Here is a 15,000-nt window from a genome sequence, read left to right on the forward strand (position 1 = left end):
ATTCTTTGCGCCTTCAGCCTGACGCCTGGCGTCAAATGTCGTTATAATCACGCCATTCGGGCGAATTATTTTAAAAACTGAGGCAAGTGTTATGGTACCTGTGGTCGCGCTGGTTGGGCGTCCCAATGTGGGAAAATCTACGCTATTTAACCGTTTAACACGCACACGTGATGCGCTGGTGGCGGATTTTCCTGGACTGACTCGCGATCGCAAATATGGTCGCGCCGAAGTGGAAGGGCGCGAATTCATTGTTATTGATACCGGCGGTATCGATGGCACCGAAGAGGGCGTTGAAAACCGCATGGCGGAGCAGTCGCTGCTGGCGATTGAAGAAGCCGATGTGGTGCTGTTTATGGTGGATGCGCGCGCGGGCGTGATGCCGGCGGATCAGCAAATCGCCAATCATCTGCGTGCGCGTGAGAAAGCCACCTTTGTTGTCGCCAACAAAACTGACGGTATCGACCCGGAAGCAGCGGTGCTGGATTTCTATGCGCTGGGCTTAGGTGAGATTCACGCCATTGCGGCTTCGCATGGCCGTGGCGTTAACAGCCTGCTGGAAACCGCGCTGTTGCCGTGGATGGAAGAAATTGTTCCAGAAGTCGAACTCACTGAAGAAGAAGAGAACGCCGCCTATTGGGCCGATTTAGAAGAAGAGACTGAGAAGGCTCTGGAGGAAGAGGAAGAAGAAGATTTCGACCCAACCACACTGCCGATCAAACTCGCTATCGTTGGCCGCCCGAATGTGGGTAAGTCAACGCTAACTAACCGCATTCTTGGCGAAGATCGTGTCGTGGTCTTCGACATGCCGGGCACCACGCGCGACAGCATCTATATTCCGATGGAACGCGACGATCGTGAGTATGTGCTGATTGATACCGCTGGCGTACGTAAGCGCGGTAAAATCACCGAAACCGTGGAGAAATTCTCAGTTATCAAAACGTTGCAAGCGATCGAAGACGCTAACGTTGTGATGCTGGTGATTGATGCGCGTGCCGGAATTTCCGATCAGGATCTCTCGCTGCTCGGCTTTATCCTGAATAGTGGGCGCTCACTGGTAATTGTGGTCAACAAGTGGGATGGCATGACGCAGGAAGCCAGAGATGAAGTCAAAGAGATGTTGGACTTCCGCCTGGGCTTTATCGATTTTGCGCGCATCCACTTCATTTCAGCCCTGCACGGCAGCGGCGTCGGCAACCTGTTCGAATCCGTGACCGAAGCCTACGACTGCTCCACCAAACGTGTGGGCACCGCAATGCTGACGCGCATCATGACCATGGCCGCCGACGATCATCAGCCGCCATTGGTGCGTGGTCGCCGCGTGAAGCTGAAATATGCGCACGCCGGTGGTTATAACCCGCCAATCGTGGTGATTCACGGCAACCAGGTGAAAGATCTGGCCGATTCCTACAAGCGTTACCTGATGAACTACTTCCGTCGTTCACTCAACGTGATGGGCACGCCGATTCGCATTCAGTTCAAAGAGGGCGATAACCCGTACGCGGGCAAGCGCAACCTGTTGACGCCAACGCAGCAGCGTAAACGTCAGCGTCTGATGTCGCATCTGAAGAAGAACAAGCGTTAAGATGAGAAGGGCCCAGCAGGGCCCTTTTTTTATGAACCTGTAACGCGTAGGGTCGCCATTCATGGCGACCGCCATCCAAAGCGCAGAGGACAATTGATGAATTTTTCCTGCCCAACCTGTCAGCAACGACTCACTCACAATGAAACCGGTTTTGACTGCCCCAGCTGTGAACGTCATTTCGCACTCATCGCCTTATGCCCGGATTGCCATCAACCGTTGCAGGTGCTGAAAGCCTGCGGTGCGGTGGACTACTTCTGCCAGCACGGCGACGGCCTTATTTCCAAAAAACGTGTCGAATTCATCCCCGACTTAACGTAGCAATAAGAAAAGTCACGATACGCCGTCATATTTATTAATAGCTTACGACTGGATTTGTAGCAAAAATGCTATTAACCAGTGACTGCCGCGTTATGGATATTCACTTTTTATTGTACCAGGTGGTACAATCCTGCCGCCTTGTAGCGAGAATCACTCTCACCTGCGTTGTGTCCTCGCTCACAAGCGCCGAATCACGGGCATTGCACCCGTACCAATAGATATAAAATAAAGCGTAACGGAATTATTCCTGTCTCCCGCTGCGGCTGGAGCCTTGTTATCGGCTGCCATAGATTTACTGGCGCCAGCGCTTTATTTTTTCAGGAGAGTTTTTGTTATGGCAGAAAATTCCGCTCGTCCCGGCAAAGGGCTGAGCATCTGGTCCGTACTGTTTGGCCTGGTCCTGCTGGCTATCGGCTTGTTCTTCGCTATCGGCGGCGGCAAGCTGGTTGCGCTGGGCGGCAGCTGGTACTTCCTCATCGCCGGTATCGTCATGTTGCTGTCGGCCATTCAGTTCTTCCGTCGCAAATCATCCGCTGTCACCCTGTTTATTCTGGTGTTTGCTGGCACGTTGATTTGGTCACTGTTTGATGCAGGCTTGCATTTCTGGCCGCTGGTATCACGTTTGATGGTGCCGGCCGGCTTGATGCTGTTTGCATTCCTCACCTGGCCAGCTCTGCGTAAAAGCGAAGGCAAAAGCTCTCTGGCGAAAGCCTCTTATGTGCTCTCTGCGGTGATCGCGGTGGGCATGGTGGCGACCTTCGTGCAGATGTTCCAGCCGCATCCTACCGTGGCGTTTGACGGTAAACAGCTGCCGCTGATTCCGGTCGATAAAGCAAAACCTCAGCAAGACTGGAGCAGCTACGGCCGTACGCCGGGTGGCGACCGCTTCGCTGCCATCGATCAGATTACCCGCGACAACGTGAAAGACTTACAGGTCGCCTGGACTTTCCACACCGGTGACACGCCAATCAGCCCAACCGGTAACGGTGCGGAAGATCAGCAAACTCCACTGCAAGTGGGCAACACACTGTTCCTGTGCACCCCGCACAACAATGTGATTGCGGTTGCAGCTGACAGCGGTAAGGAAATCTGGAAACGCGAAATCAACGCGCAGGCAGAAGTGTGGAACCGCTGCCGTGGCTTAGCCTATTTCGATGCCACCAAACCTCTGCAGCAGCCAACAGAGCCGGGCTCAACGCCGGTGACTGCCGCTGTGCTGCCTGCGGGCGATACCTGTCAGCGTCGTATTCTGATGAACACCATCGATGCGCGTCTGATTGCTATCAACGCCGACAACGGTGAGCTGTGCGACACCTTCGGTACGCACGGTGTGGTTGACCTGAAAACTGGTCTCGGCAGTGCGCCAGATCCGCAGTATCAGCTGACGTCACCGCCAGCGATGGCCGGTACCACCGTTGTGGTGGGCGGTCGCGTTGCAGATAACGTACAGACCGACATGCCTGGCGGCGTGCTGCGTGGTTTCGATGTTATCACCGGTCAGATGCGCTGGGCGTTTGACCCAGGCAACGATGACCCTAATGCGGTACTGATGCCGGGTAAAGATTACACCCGCAGTACGCCGAACTCGTGGGCGCCAATGTCTTACGATCCGGCAATGAACACTGTGTTCCTGCCAATGGGTAGCTCGTCAGTGGATCTGTGGGGTGCGAACCGTACCAAACTGGATCACACCTACGGCGCATCAATCCTGGCGCTGGATGCGACCACCGGTAAGCAGAAGTGGGTCTATCAGACCGTGCATAACGATCTGTGGGATTTCGACCTGCCAATGCAGCCGAGCCTGGTAGACTTCCCGATGAAGGATGGCACCAACAAGCCGGCCGTGGTTATCGGGGCGAAAACCGGCATGATTTGGGTGCTGGACCGCCTGACCGGCAAGCCTTTGACCAAAGTTGAAGAGCTGCCGATGCCGCAGGGTCACATCCCGAACGAGCAGTACACCAAAACTCAGCTGCACTCAGTGGAAATGCCAAACATCGGCAACCAGAAAATGACTGAGTCGGATATGTGGGGCGCAACGCCGTTTGATCAGCTGGCGTGCCGTATTGCCTTTAAAGGCATGCGTTACGATGGTCTGTTCACCGTGCCGGATACTGATAAATCCCTCAGCTTCCCAGGTTCACTGGGCGGTATGAACTGGGGCGGTATCTCGTTTGACCCGAACAACCAGTACATGTTCGTTAACGACATGCGTCTTGGCCTGTGGGTACAGATGATCCCACAAGACACCAGCAAAACTGCGGCCAGCAACGGTGGCGAAGCCATCAACACCGGTATGGGTGCGGTTCCGCTGAAAGGCACACCGTACGCGGTTAATAAAAACCGCTTCATGTCGCCGCTGGGCATTCCGTGTCAGGCTCCGCCGTTCGGTACGCTGTCGGCGATTGACATGAAAACCCGTCAGATCGTATGGCAGGTGCCGGTTGGTACCGTTGAAGATACCGGTCCGTTTGGTATAAAAATGCGCGCGAAGATGCCAATTGGTATGCCGACCTTAGGCGGCACGCTGGCAACGCAGGGCGGCCTGGTGTTCATCGCCGGTACGCAGGATTACTATCTGCGCGCTTTCGATAGCTCAACCGGTAAAGAAGTGTGGAAAGCACGTCTGCCAGTTGGTAGCCAGGGCGGTCCAATCAGCTACGTTTCGCCGAAAACCGGCAAGCAGTACATCCTGATCTCCGCAGGCGGCGCACGTCAGTCGCCAGACCGTGGTGATTACGTGATTGCTTACGCGCTGCCAGACAGCAAGTAAGTTCTCAATACGAGAAAGGCCGACATCATGATGTCGGCCTTTTTTTTAACCATCCATGGCACATCACTTCCTTTAAGGCACCTTAATTACTGCTGCTTGGAAGGGCGACGGCTTTTTTGACCTCCTTTTCTTCCAGCTTCCCTGGCTCTTTCAGGATCGTTTCTGAAATTACCCCCGCTGACTTTGCCGCCAGCGCTACCTGCTTCCCTGGCGCGCTCCGGGTCCTCTGCAAAGTTCCCGGCACCACCTCGTTGCTTTTTTTGTGTCATAGCAGAGACCTCATCTAAGGGTGTTTTCTTCGACGTGGACTAGCTAGCCACATAATGAGTATAGTCAACCAGTTACGCTCTGCCTTGAGAGATCTCTGATAACCTATTCGCCGTCTCGCCACAGCGATTGCAGCTCGGGTGGCGCCAGTTGTTCAGGAATTAAAATCACTAAGCTTGCCGCCTCACGATGTGTCGCATAGGTGATTTGAATGCGGTAATAGCGCTGATCGCCGCGACCCATATTTGCCGCCTCATCTTCCGGTTCGCCCAGCGGCATTGCCTGCTCCAGCACCTCGCAGACGCGCTGCTTTTGCGGTTCCGGCAGTTCCGCCAGCGCAAAGCGCCGTTCGCCGCGTAGTTTGGGAATAAAAGCGATACCGCCTTCGCGTGCCAGCTCGATGATTGCGTCATCGGTCAGTTGGATGTCCATGTTACGCCTACCTGCTGCCAGGCGGATTGGATCTTCTCCGCCACTGAGTTGTTGAACCGCTGTTTCGCGTGCTGCACGGTAAAGCGTGCAAAGGTGCTGAAATCGGCATCCTGCGGCAGCGTTTTATCACACAGCGTGTCGTACCAGGCTTGACCCGCCTGTTCCCAGGCGAAGCCGCCCAGCGCTTTAGCGGCGAGATAGAAGGCGCGATTGGGAATGCCAGAGTTGAGATGTACGCCGCCGTTGTCGTCACGCGTTTCGATGTAGTGAGCCATATCGGCGGGTTGCGGATCTTTGCCCAGCACCGGATCATCGTAGGCGGTGCCAGGTGATGACATCGATCGCAATCCGCGGCCGTTGATGCCCTGCGCCAGCAAACCTTCGCCGATGATCCAGTCGGCCTGATCGGCGCTCTGCTTGAGGTGGAATTGCTTAACCAGCGAGCCAAACACGTCAGACATCGATTCGTTCAGCGCACCAGCCTGCTGGAAATAGATCAATCCCGCTTCAGTTTCCGTCACGCCGTGCGTCAGCTCGTGCGCCACAACATCCAGCGCGATGGTGAAGCGATTGAAAATCTCGCCGTCGCCGTCACCAAACACCATCTGCTGACCGTTCCAGAAGGCGTTCTGGTACTCCTTACCGTAATGCACGGTGCCATCTAGCTTGAGGCCTTTGTTGTCCAGCGAGTTGCGTTGGTAGGTTTGCCAAAAGAAATCGTAGGTAATGCCGAGATAGTTCCACGCCTCTTCGGCTGCGACATCGCCATTGCCCGGCTGGCCTTCGTCGCGCACCAAAGTGCCGGGCAGATTTTGTGTTCCTTCGGCGTCGTAGATAGCCCGCAGTGCCGTGCCAGGCTGCGCTGTGGCGGTGCTTGCCGGTTTAGCATTGTGTTCGCCCATTAAGTGCTGGACGTGGGTGAGGGTGCGGCGCGCGTAGTCTTGTTGCGCGCCGGAGCAATTATCAATGATATTGCGCAGCATATACGGAGGAATAACGCTAAAAGGCATACTAGCTCCTGACTAAGAATGGATATGTCAGAAGTATAGTTTTCCAGCTATGAACGCGCTTTACGGCTCCGGAATTTCTGCGGTTCGAGGGCGGTAACCTGGCTTTCCACCCAGCCATCGTCCAGCCGGGTACGTAGCAAGTCGCCTTTGCTGAGCTGCTGGGTTTTCTTTACCACCTGACCTTGCGTGTCGGTAGTGACGCTGAAGCCACGCGCCAGCGTCGCCAGCGGGCTCACGCCTTCCAGCTGTGCTGCCAGCGTGCCAAAGCGCTGACGATTGTGATTGAGCTGCTTTTCCATGCCCTGCTGTAAGCGATAGTGCCACTGTTGCAGCTGCTGCTGAGCGCGCAGAATACGTCCCTGCGGCTGCTGGGCATTGAGGCGTTGCAGCAGGCGATCCTGCTGACGGTTGGCCACCCGCAGGCGCTGGTCCATCGCTTCACCGAGACGGCGCTGCAGCTGGAATAGCGCGGTCTGCTGACGTGCCAGACGCAGCTGCGGATGCTGCTGCTGTAAACGGTGCTGGATGCGCGTGAAGCGACGCTGCTGCTGTGCCAGATAGAAATCCATCGCCATCTCCATGCGCTGCTGCTGCGACTGCAAACGGCGCAGCAGTTCGAGCTGGTTACGGCTCACCAGTTCTGCCGCAGCAGAAGGCGTTGGCGCGCGTAAATCCGCCACGAAGTCAGCGATGGTGACATCGGTTTCATGCCCAACGGCGCTGACGATCGGTAGGCGGCTGGCAAAAATCGCCCGCGCCACGCGTTCGTCATTGAAACTCCATAAATCTTCCAGCGAACCGCCGCCACGGCCCACAATCAGCACGTCACACTCATCGCGCTGGTTGGCCAGCTCAATGGCACGCACAATGCTGGCTGGCGCATCCACGCCTTGCACCGCCGTGGGATAAATAATCACCGGCAAGGAGGGATCGCGTCGATGCAGTACGCGCAGTACGTCGTGCAGCGCCGCGCCGGTAGCGGAGGTAATCACGCCGACCTGACGCGCCGGATCCGGCAGCGGCTGTTTGAAATGTTGATCGAATAAGCCTTCCGCAGCCAAACGCGCTTTCAGCTGTTCAAATTGCTGCTGCAGCAAGCCTTCACCGGCGGGATGCATGCTTTCGATAATCAGCTGATAATCGCCGCGCGGCTCATACAGCGTGATGCTGGCGCGCACTAAAACCTGCTGGCCATGCTGAGGACGGAAGGTGACGCGGCGATTACTATTGCGGAACATCGCGCAGCGCACTTGCGCACCATCATCCTTCAACGTGAAGTACCAATGACCGGAAGAGGGCTGAGTGAAATTTGAAATTTCAGCGCTGAGCCACACCAGGCCCATCTCATTTTCCAGCAGTTGGCGCACCGTGGTGTTCAGGCGGCTGACAGTAAAAATATTGGCGGTTGGCGGTAGCGACATGTGATGTAGATCAAATTTTAAATCAGAGGGTTAATCAACTGATACTACATTGCTTGCCCTGAGGATCAAGACTTTTTCTGAAAAAACACTGGAGGCAATCGGTTTCGGCCTGTATAATGCCGCGGCAATATTTTATCTGTTTTAATCGCCCCCAGGTGGAGATATTGCAATGTTAAGAATCGCTAAAGAAGCCCTCACATTTGACGACGTTCTGCTCGTTCCCGCTCACTCCACTGTCTTACCGAACACCGCTGATCTCAGCACTCAACTGACGAAAAACATCCGTCTGAATATCCCAATGCTCTCTGCTGCAATGGACACCGTGACCGAAGCCGGTCTGGCCATTGCGCTGGCGCAGGAAGGTGGTTTGGGCTTTATTCACAAAAACATGTCAATTGAGCGCCAGGCGGACGAAGTTCGTAAGGTGAAAAAACACGAAAGCGGCGTAGTTACCGATCCGCAAACCGTGCTGCCAACCACCGCGCTGGCTGCGGTGAAAGAGCTGACCGAACGTAACGGCTTTGCCGGTTACCCGGTGGTGAACACCGAGAACGAGCTGGTGGGCATCATCACTGGCCGTGACGTGCGTTTTGTTACCGACCTGACCTTGCCGGTTTCTGCGGTGATGACCCCTAAAGAGCGTCTGGTAACGGTGAAAGAAGGTGAAGCACGCGAAGTTGTGCTGCACAAAATGCATGAAAAACGCGTTGAGAAAGCGCTGGTTGTTGATGACAGCTTCCACCTGCTGGGCATGATTACCGTTAAAGATTTCCAGAAAGCCGAACGTAAACCTAACGCCTGTAAAGATGCGGAAGGCCGTCTGCGCGTAGGCGCGGCGGTAGGTGCTGGTGCAGGCAACGAAGAGCGCGTCGATGCGCTGGTTGCTGCCGGTGTTGACGTGCTGCTGATTGACTCGTCACACGGTCACTCAGAAGGCGTGCTGCAGCGTATTCGTGAAACCCGTGCAAAATACCCGAACCTGGAAATCATCGGCGGCAACGTCGCTACCGGCGCAGGCGCACTGGCGCTGGCGCAGGCTGGCGTGAGCGCGGTGAAAGTGGGTATCGGCCCTGGCTCAATCTGTACCACACGTATTGTTACCGGCGTTGGCGTTCCACAGATCACCGCCGTTTCTGATGCAGTTGCCGCGCTGGAAGGCACCGGCATTCCAGTTATCGCTGATGGCGGTATCCGCTTCTCTGGCGACATCGCAAAAGCGATTGCAGCAGGCGCAGCGGCCGTTATGGTTGGTTCAATGCTGGCCGGTACCGAAGAGTCTCCGGGCGAAATCGAGCTGTATCAGGGCCGTTCGTTCAAGTCTTATCGCGGTATGGGTTCACTGGGCGCGATGTCTAAAGGTTCTTCAGACCGTTACTTCCAGAGCGATAACGCTGCGGACAAATTGGTACCGGAAGGTATCGAAGGTCGCGTTGCCTATAAAGGCCGCCTGAAAGAGATCGTGCACCAGCAGATGGGCGGCTTGCGCTCTTGCATGGGCCTGACCGGTTGCCCAACCATCGACGATCTGCGTACCAAAGCGGAGTTCGTACGTATCAGCGGCGCGGGCATCAATGAAAGCCACGTGCATGATGTGACCATCACCAAAGAGTCACCAAACTACCGCATGGGTTCATAATCCCGTAAAATTTAGCGCCCGGCACCCGCCGGGCGCTTTTATTATTAAGTCCATCCCAATGGAAACGCCTCAATGACGACTGAAAATATTCATAAACATCGTATTTTGATCCTCGATTTTGGTTCTCAGTATACGCAGCTGGTTGCGCGCCGCGTGCGCGAACTGGGTGTTTACTGCGAGCTCTGGGCGTGGGATGTCACCGAAGAGCAAATTCGCCAGTTCAACCCGAACGGCATCATTCTCTCTGGCGGTCCGGAGAGCACCACCGAGCTGAACAGCCCGCGTGCCCCGGAATACGTGTTTAACGCCGGCGTGCCTGTGTTGGGCGTTTGCTACGGCATGCAGACCATGGCGATGCAACTGGGCGGCAAAGTAGAAGGCTCTAACGAGCGTGAATTTGGTTATGCGCAGGTTGAAGTGCTGACCCAGAGCGCGCTGGTGCGTGACATCGAAGATGCGATTAGCGCAGCAGGTAAACCGCTGCTGGATGTGTGGATGAGCCACGGCGACAAAGTCACCGCCATCCCAGCCGGTTTCGAAACCGTAGCCAGCACCGAAACCTGCCCGTTCGCCATCATGGCCAACGAAGAGAAGAAATTCTATGGCGTGCAGTTCCACCCGGAAGTGACGCACACGCGTCAGGGCCTGCGCATGCTTGAGCGTTTCATTCGTGATATCTGCGGCTGCGAAGCGCTGTGGACACCAGCCAAAATCATCGAAGATGCGGTTGAGCGTATTCGTCAGCAGGTTGGCGAAGACAAAGTGATCCTCGGCCTGTCTGGCGGCGTAGACTCTTCTGTGACCGCGATGCTGCTGCACCGCGCCATCGGCGAGCGTCTGACCTGCGTGTTCGTCGACAACGGTTTGCTGCGTCTGAATGAAGCTGAGCAGGTGCTCGACATGTTTGGCGACCACTTCGGCCTGAACATCGTGCACGTTGCCGCTGAAGCGCGCTTCCTTGATGCGCTGGCGGGCGAGAACGATCCAGAAGCCAAACGTAAAATCATTGGCCGTGTATTCGTTGAAGTCTTCGATGAGCAGGCACTGCGTCTGGAAGACGTGAAGTGGCTAGCGCAGGGCACCATCTATCCTGACGTGATCGAGTCGGCGGCTTCTGCCACCGGTAAAGCGCACGTGATCAAATCGCACCACAACGTGGGCGGTTTGCCGAAAGAGATGAAGATGGGCCTGGTTGAGCCGCTGAAAGAGCTGTTCAAAGACGAAGTGCGTAAAATCGGTCTGGAACTCGGCTTGCCATACGACATGCTGTATCGTCACCCGTTCCCAGGTCCAGGTTTGGGCGTGCGCGTGCTGGGCGAAGTGAAGAAAGAGTACTGCGACCTGCTGCGCCGTGCTGATGCCATCTTCATCGAAGAGCTGCATAAAGCTGACCTGTACAACAAAGTCAGCCAGGCGTTCACCGTGTTCCTGCCAGTGCGTTCTGTTGGCGTGATGGGCGATGGTCGTAAATATGATTGGGTAGTTTCACTGCGTGCGGTGGAAACCATCGACTTCATGACCGCGCACTGGGCGCACCTGCCGTACGATTTCCTCGGCCGCGTCTCTAACCGCATCATCAACGAAGTGAACGGCATTTCCCGCGTGGTTTATGATATTTCAGGTAAACCACCGGCGACGATCGAGTGGGAATAAATCCTGCTTTGATTAGTGCGTAAAAACGAAGCCCGCTTAATTGCGGGCTTTTTCTTTCAAACGTTTTGATGGCAGGTAAAACGGCTAAGTGAATCGCATAGTTAGTGAATACAAACTCCCCGTTTCGTTGCAAGATAGCGAGTGATTTTTACTCATCAGGATGCCGTCGATGTTGCCTTTCAAAGCCGTACTGATCTCTTTTCTTTGCATCATCTTGCTTTCATTAGGCGCGAGTCTGGCGCAGGCAACGCGTAGCGGTGAGCTCACCTCTGAACGTGGTGGTTGGGCGTCCGCAAGGCGGGATTCAGCCGGTATCGCACCGGATCCACAGCGTTATGCGGCTGAAGCTATCGTGCAGGTTTATGCTGCGCCAACTTATGGCTGGAAGGGCGCCGTAGCGGTGCATCCGTGGATTATCTTTAAACGCGCCGGTGAAACCCGCTACAACCGCTATGAAGTGATTAGCTGGGGCAGCGGCGATAAGGTGCGGCGCAACAGCAATCTCCCGGATGGCTACTGGTACGGCGCGAAGCCGCGTCTGCTGGTTGATCATCGCGGCAGTAGCGCAGAAGCGATGATTCCGCAGATCGAAGCGGCGATAAAATCCTATCCGTGGCCGACGACCTATCACGCCTGGCCTGGACCCAACAGCAATACCTTTATGGCGCACATTGGCCGCGAGGTACCGGCGTTGAAGCTGGATCTACCGGCTAACGCGCTCGGCAAAGATTATCGCTCGCTACTCAATCCGGTGGGTTTACCGCCGTCAGGTCGTGGCGTACAGCTTTCCCTGCTGGGTGTGCTGGGCGTAACGGTTGGCGCGGAAGAGGGGCTGGAAGTGAACTTGCTGGGATTAAACATGGGGCTGGATTTCACACCGTTCAGGCTGCGTCTGCCGTTTATCGGCGGCATCGGGCAGAATAATGTGCAGCGAGACAATCCCTAAAATGGCCCCGATTTGGGGCCATTTTTTTAGCAGACGCCGAAATCGCCGTCTTCGTGATACAGATTTACGGTATCGGCTCTGACTTCAATTTCTCGCTTGATGTGATCGTCAACCCGAGCGCACCACAGCATATCGCCTTCCACGCGCAGCACCTGCATCTTTGGGCCACCGGTCTTAGACTGCACAAAATCATCCACGTTAAACATGCTTCTTCTCCGTCAGGTCAGTGATAACAATAGAGTCTATATGCACTTCAGACGCTGTGCGCTTGATTTTGTGCGCTGTCTTCCAGCACAAAAAGGAACCAAAGCGTGTTGAGACCGTTCTGGTTATTTTCTGCAGCATGCGCCGCTGAAATAGTATCGAAGTTTCTCTTGGTTGTCAGTTGACAACTCAGTGCGGTGAGCATAAGGTAACCAGCGATGTCAGACAGGAAGCGGCATCCGCATAAAGCGGTAGAAAAAGCTTTGCGATATGCAGAAGCAAGAGGTTGGAAAATTGCAGTCGGCGGCCACCATGCGTGGGGCAAGATGTACTGCCCAGATAACTCGGCAGAGTGTCGATGTGGGGATTACTGTATTACCTGCATCTGGAGCACGCCAAAAAATCCTGAAACGCATGCCAAATTACTACGGCGGGTGGTGGATAACTGCAGTGAAAGTCCTAAGCGGATTAAGTGACGAGGAGTGAAACATGGAATTTGAGTTTACGCTGCGTTTTCAGCTCAACGATGAAATCGACACTGATGAAGCGCTTGAGCGTCTCGGTTCGCAAGGTTGCACTGATGCGTTAATTGGCGCGGGTGTGGCGGGGAAATTAAGCATGACGTTCTGCCGCGAAGCCAGCACTGCACAGGACGCGGTACGCAGCGCGTTAGATGATGTTTTTCAGGCATTGCCAGATGCTGAACTGATTGAAGCCGCACCGGATTTAGTCGGGCTGACTGATATTGCAGAGTTGATAGGTGTTTCGCGGCAGAATATGCGCAAGCTAATGCTGAGCCACAGCCCGCAGTTTCCACGCCCGATTCATGATGGAAAAACAGCGTTATGGCATTTAATCGATGTACTGGAGTGGTTAAATCAGCGAGGTTCAACGCGGGTCAATCCAGCATTGAGTGAACTGGCGCGCGCAACGTTGCAACTCAATTTACAGCAGATGCTGCAACGTTACGCACACTGTTTAAAGCCTTAATGATGCAGCAAAAATATCGTCGCCAGACCGAGGAAGATAAAGAATCCGCCGGTATCGGTGATGGCGGTGATCAGCACGCTGGAGCCAACGGCGGGATCGCGTTTCATCTTAGTCATGATTAACGGAATCAGCACGCCCATCAGCGCGGCCAGCAGCAGGTTTAGCACCATCGCCAGCATCATCACGCCGCCGAGTTGCAGATTGTCATACATCAGCCAGGTGACGCCGCCCATAATCCCGCCCCAGAACAGGCCGTTTATTAATGCCACGCCGAGTTCACGCATAATCAGGAACGAGAAGTTACCCGGTTCAACCTGATGCAGCGCCAGTGCACGCACAATCATGGTGATGGTTTGATTGCCGGTATTGCCGCCGATGCCCGCAACGATTGGCATCAGCGCCGCCAGCGCAACCAGCTGAGATATGGTGGCTTCAAACAGGCCAATCACGCGTGAAGCGACAAACGCGGTGCACAGGTTAACGGCCAGCCAGGCCCAGCGTTTGCCCACCGCTTTACGCACCGGCGCAAACACGTCTTCGCCCTGGCTGATACCACCCATTTTACGGATGTTGCTTTCATTCTCTTCGTTCACCAAATCGACCACGTCTTCAATGGTGATGCGACCAATCAGCTTGCCTTGTGCATCGGTTACCGCAGCGGAGATCAGGTTATAACGTTCGAATGCACTGGCAGCGTCTTCCGCTTTATCGTTGAGTTGAAACGTAGTGGGATGCGGATTCATCACTTCGGCGACCAGCATCTTCGGTTTGTTGAGCAGAATATCCGTGAGCGTCAGCTCACCCTGCAGTTGATTCTGTTCGTCGGTGATAAAGATCTTATCGGTGCCGTCAGGCATTTTTTTGCCTTTACGCAGATAGCGCTGCACCGTGGCTAAGGTTACGTCTGAGCGTACCGTCAGGATGTTGAAATCCATGATCTGCCCAACGCGGTCGCGATCCAGTTCGATCACGCTCATGAGCCGTGCGCGCAGGCTTGGCTCGAGAGTAGTGAGCAGACGTCCGGTTAAATCGCGCGGCAAATAGCGCGCCAGATATACCTGATCGTCGATATCCAGCGGCTCGATGGCGTGCAGAATATCGCGATCAGACATTTCTTCCGTCAGGCTGGCCCAAACGGTTTCTGAAGCCTCAACCAGCACGTGACCGCGCTGCGCCGTTGGCACTAAACGCCACAGCGCCTGACGCTCTTCTTCCGGCAAGGCTTCGAGGATGTCGGCCAAATCCGCGGCGTGTAATTGCTGCAGCTCACGCTCTAATTCATGACGCCAGTCGGTGATATCACGCAGTTCACCCGCATTAAGATCGACGGATTTATCCAGCAGAACATCAACCAGATCATGCTCGTTAAGCAGCAGGTTGAGGATGTGATGGCGGGTTTCAGCTAATTTTTGTGAATGCGAAGCAGACATAACGCGTTCCTTGTGTCTGTAAAGTCAGCTCACAGTGTAGCGCGTTGCGGGTAACAGGACGTAAAAAGCAGCATTGTCTCAAAGGACAATGTTTAGCAGCGACAGGCGACCCGCATTATTTAGCGCGAATCACTGGTGCTCAGCGTGACCGGTTCAGGGATGGCTTTCTTTTGCTGATGATGCTCGATGGCACCGGGAATGATGAAAAGCAGGCGGCCAAACAAAATTAAGAAGCTGACCAGTAAAACAACGCGGGTCATGGTGCCGGTTTTGGGACGTCTTCGTGCAGAGATAGCGCTGTTCACGCGGGGTGGTTCCTGTAATTGCCCGGTTGGGCG

Annotated in this window: 16 protein-coding genes; 8 read left to right on the forward strand and 8 right to left on the reverse strand. The window is 55.0% G+C overall.

The features are described 5' to 3' along the window. Positions 1–91 precede the first annotated feature (91 nt). From der to BM323_RS09370, 3 genes are all read left to right on the forward strand, one after another. A complete protein-coding gene (der, locus tag BM323_RS09360; protein ID WP_008108310.1) occupies positions 92–1,582 on the forward strand; it encodes a ribosome biogenesis GTPase Der in 1,491 nt (496 codons plus the stop codon). Between the two features lie 96 nt (positions 1,583–1,678). Further along, entirely contained in the window at positions 1,679–1,900 is a 222-nt protein-coding gene (locus BM323_RS09365; RefSeq protein WP_008108311.1) for a zinc ribbon domain-containing protein, read from the forward strand. A gap of 334 nt (positions 1,901–2,234) precedes the next feature. Further along, on the forward strand, positions 2,235–4,673 hold the full coding sequence (locus BM323_RS09370) for a glucose/quinate/shikimate family membrane-bound PQQ-dependent dehydrogenase (protein ID WP_091003706.1): 2,439 nt from the start codon (positions 2,235–2,237) through the stop codon (positions 4,671–4,673). Between the two features lie 86 nt (positions 4,674–4,759). On the opposite strand, the gene BM323_RS09375 is transcribed toward BM323_RS09370, so the two are convergent. The 4 genes from BM323_RS09375 to xseA all read right to left on the reverse strand — a co-directional run bounded on the left by BM323_RS09375 (position 4,760) and on the right by xseA (position 7,803). Continuing rightward, complete coding sequence (locus BM323_RS09375; protein WP_045814915.1) at positions 4,760–4,942, reverse strand: con-10 family general stress protein; 183 nt, start codon at positions 4,940–4,942, stop codon at positions 4,760–4,762. A 103-nt stretch (positions 4,943–5,045) separates the two neighbouring features. Further along, positions 5,046–5,372, reverse strand: a complete 327-nt coding sequence (locus tag BM323_RS09380; RefSeq protein WP_008108313.1) for a protealysin inhibitor emfourin — start codon at positions 5,370–5,372, stop codon at positions 5,046–5,048. Continuing rightward, entirely contained in the window at positions 5,357–6,382 is a 1,026-nt protein-coding gene (locus BM323_RS09385) for a M4 family metallopeptidase (RefSeq protein WP_008108314.1), read from the reverse strand. The genes BM323_RS09380 and BM323_RS09385 overlap by 16 nt, the downstream gene beginning before the upstream one ends. Positions 6,383–6,429: 47 nt before the next feature. After that, positions 6,430–7,803 (reverse strand): exodeoxyribonuclease VII large subunit, encoded by a 1,374-nt coding sequence (gene xseA / locus BM323_RS09390; protein WP_008108315.1) that lies wholly within the window; start codon positions 7,801–7,803, stop codon positions 6,430–6,432. Positions 7,804–7,972: 169 nt separating this feature from the next. On the opposite strand from xseA, the gene guaB reads away from it, so the two are divergent. The 3 genes from guaB to BM323_RS09405 all read left to right on the forward strand — a co-directional run bounded on the left by guaB (position 7,973) and on the right by BM323_RS09405 (position 12,038). Next, positions 7,973–9,439 carry an IMP dehydrogenase gene (gene guaB, locus BM323_RS09395; protein WP_008108316.1) on the forward strand — a complete coding sequence of 489 codons (1,467 nt, stop codon included), beginning with the start codon at positions 7,973–7,975 and terminating at the stop codon, positions 9,437–9,439. Between the two features lie 72 nt (positions 9,440–9,511). Further along, positions 9,512–11,092, forward strand: a complete 1,581-nt coding sequence (guaA, locus tag BM323_RS09400) for a glutamine-hydrolyzing GMP synthase (RefSeq protein WP_008108317.1) — start codon at positions 9,512–9,514, stop codon at positions 11,090–11,092. 169 nt (positions 11,093–11,261) lie between these two features. Beyond that, positions 11,262–12,038, forward strand: coding sequence for a DUF3750 domain-containing protein (locus BM323_RS09405; RefSeq protein ID WP_008108318.1), 777 nt, complete (start codon positions 11,262–11,264; stop codon positions 12,036–12,038). A gap of 26 nt (positions 12,039–12,064) precedes the next feature. Here the strand turns inward: BM323_RS09405 and BM323_RS09410 are convergent, their stop codons facing one another. Next, positions 12,065–12,244, reverse strand: coding sequence for a hypothetical protein (locus tag BM323_RS09410; protein ID WP_008108319.1), 180 nt, complete (start codon positions 12,242–12,244; stop codon positions 12,065–12,067). Positions 12,245–12,291: 47 nt separating this feature from the next. Next, complete coding sequence (locus BM323_RS24480; RefSeq protein ID WP_154190488.1) at positions 12,292–12,447, reverse strand: hypothetical protein; 156 nt, start codon at positions 12,445–12,447, stop codon at positions 12,292–12,294. A 13-nt stretch (positions 12,448–12,460) separates the two neighbouring features. Here BM323_RS24480 and BM323_RS24630 point away from each other — a divergent pair, with 13 nt between their 5' ends. Further along, on the forward strand, positions 12,461–12,718 hold the full coding sequence (locus tag BM323_RS24630) for a hypothetical protein (protein WP_071531665.1): 258 nt from the start codon (positions 12,461–12,463) through the stop codon (positions 12,716–12,718). A 13-nt stretch (positions 12,719–12,731) separates the two neighbouring features. Next, positions 12,732–13,232 carry a helix-turn-helix transcriptional regulator gene (locus BM323_RS09420; RefSeq protein WP_008108320.1) on the forward strand — a complete coding sequence of 167 codons (501 nt, stop codon included), beginning with the start codon at positions 12,732–12,734 and terminating at the stop codon, positions 13,230–13,232. Here BM323_RS09420 and mgtE read toward each other — a convergent pair. Next, complete coding sequence (gene mgtE / locus BM323_RS09425) at positions 13,229–14,662, reverse strand: magnesium transporter (RefSeq protein ID WP_008108321.1); 1,434 nt, start codon at positions 14,660–14,662, stop codon at positions 13,229–13,231. The genes BM323_RS09420 and mgtE overlap by 4 nt on opposite strands. A 119-nt stretch (positions 14,663–14,781) precedes the next feature. After that, positions 14,782–14,967: a YfgG family protein gene (locus tag BM323_RS09430; RefSeq protein ID WP_008108322.1), complete on the reverse strand. Its 186-nt coding sequence runs from the start codon at positions 14,965–14,967 to the stop codon at positions 14,782–14,784. Positions 14,968–15,000: the final 33 nt, after the last annotated feature.

The organism is Pantoea sp. YR525 (assembly GCF_900116775.1).
In the GTDB taxonomy this organism is placed as follows: domain Bacteria; phylum Pseudomonadota; class Gammaproteobacteria; order Enterobacterales; family Enterobacteriaceae; genus Pantoea; species Pantoea symbiotica.

What these genes read in the sequence shown, in the direction of transcription:
- mgtE (WP_008108321.1), bottom strand. Translation starts at nt 14,662, where the DNA reads ATGTCTGCTTCGCATTCACAAAAATTAGCTGAAACCCGCCATCACATC.
- der (WP_008108310.1), top strand. Translation starts at nt 92, where the DNA reads ATGGTACCTGTGGTCGCGCTGGTTGGGCGTCCCAATGTGGGAAAATCT.
- BM323_RS09370 (WP_091003706.1), top strand. Translation starts at nt 2,235, where the DNA reads ATGGCAGAAAATTCCGCTCGTCCCGGCAAAGGGCTGAGCATCTGGTCC.
- guaB (WP_008108316.1), top strand. Translation starts at nt 7,973, where the DNA reads ATGTTAAGAATCGCTAAAGAAGCCCTCACATTTGACGACGTTCTGCTC.
- BM323_RS09420 (WP_008108320.1), top strand. Translation starts at nt 12,732, where the DNA reads ATGGAATTTGAGTTTACGCTGCGTTTTCAGCTCAACGATGAAATCGAC.
- BM323_RS24480 (WP_154190488.1), bottom strand. Translation starts at nt 12,447, where the DNA reads ATGCTCACCGCACTGAGTTGTCAACTGACAACCAAGAGAAACTTCGAT.
- BM323_RS24630 (WP_071531665.1), top strand. Translation starts at nt 12,461, where the DNA reads ATGTCAGACAGGAAGCGGCATCCGCATAAAGCGGTAGAAAAAGCTTTG.
- xseA (WP_008108315.1), bottom strand. Translation starts at nt 7,803, where the DNA reads ATGTCGCTACCGCCAACCGCCAATATTTTTACTGTCAGCCGCCTGAAC.
- guaA (WP_008108317.1), top strand. Translation starts at nt 9,512, where the DNA reads ATGACGACTGAAAATATTCATAAACATCGTATTTTGATCCTCGATTTT.
- BM323_RS09385 (WP_008108314.1), bottom strand. Translation starts at nt 6,382, where the DNA reads ATGCCTTTTAGCGTTATTCCTCCGTATATGCTGCGCAATATCATTGAT.
- BM323_RS09380 (WP_008108313.1), bottom strand. Translation starts at nt 5,372, where the DNA reads ATGGACATCCAACTGACCGATGACGCAATCATCGAGCTGGCACGCGAA.
- BM323_RS09405 (WP_008108318.1), top strand. Translation starts at nt 11,262, where the DNA reads ATGTTGCCTTTCAAAGCCGTACTGATCTCTTTTCTTTGCATCATCTTG.
- BM323_RS09375 (WP_045814915.1), bottom strand. Translation starts at nt 4,942, where the DNA reads ATGACACAAAAAAAGCAACGAGGTGGTGCCGGGAACTTTGCAGAGGAC.
- BM323_RS09365 (WP_008108311.1), top strand. Translation starts at nt 1,679, where the DNA reads ATGAATTTTTCCTGCCCAACCTGTCAGCAACGACTCACTCACAATGAA.
- BM323_RS09410 (WP_008108319.1), bottom strand. Translation starts at nt 12,244, where the DNA reads ATGTTTAACGTGGATGATTTTGTGCAGTCTAAGACCGGTGGCCCAAAG.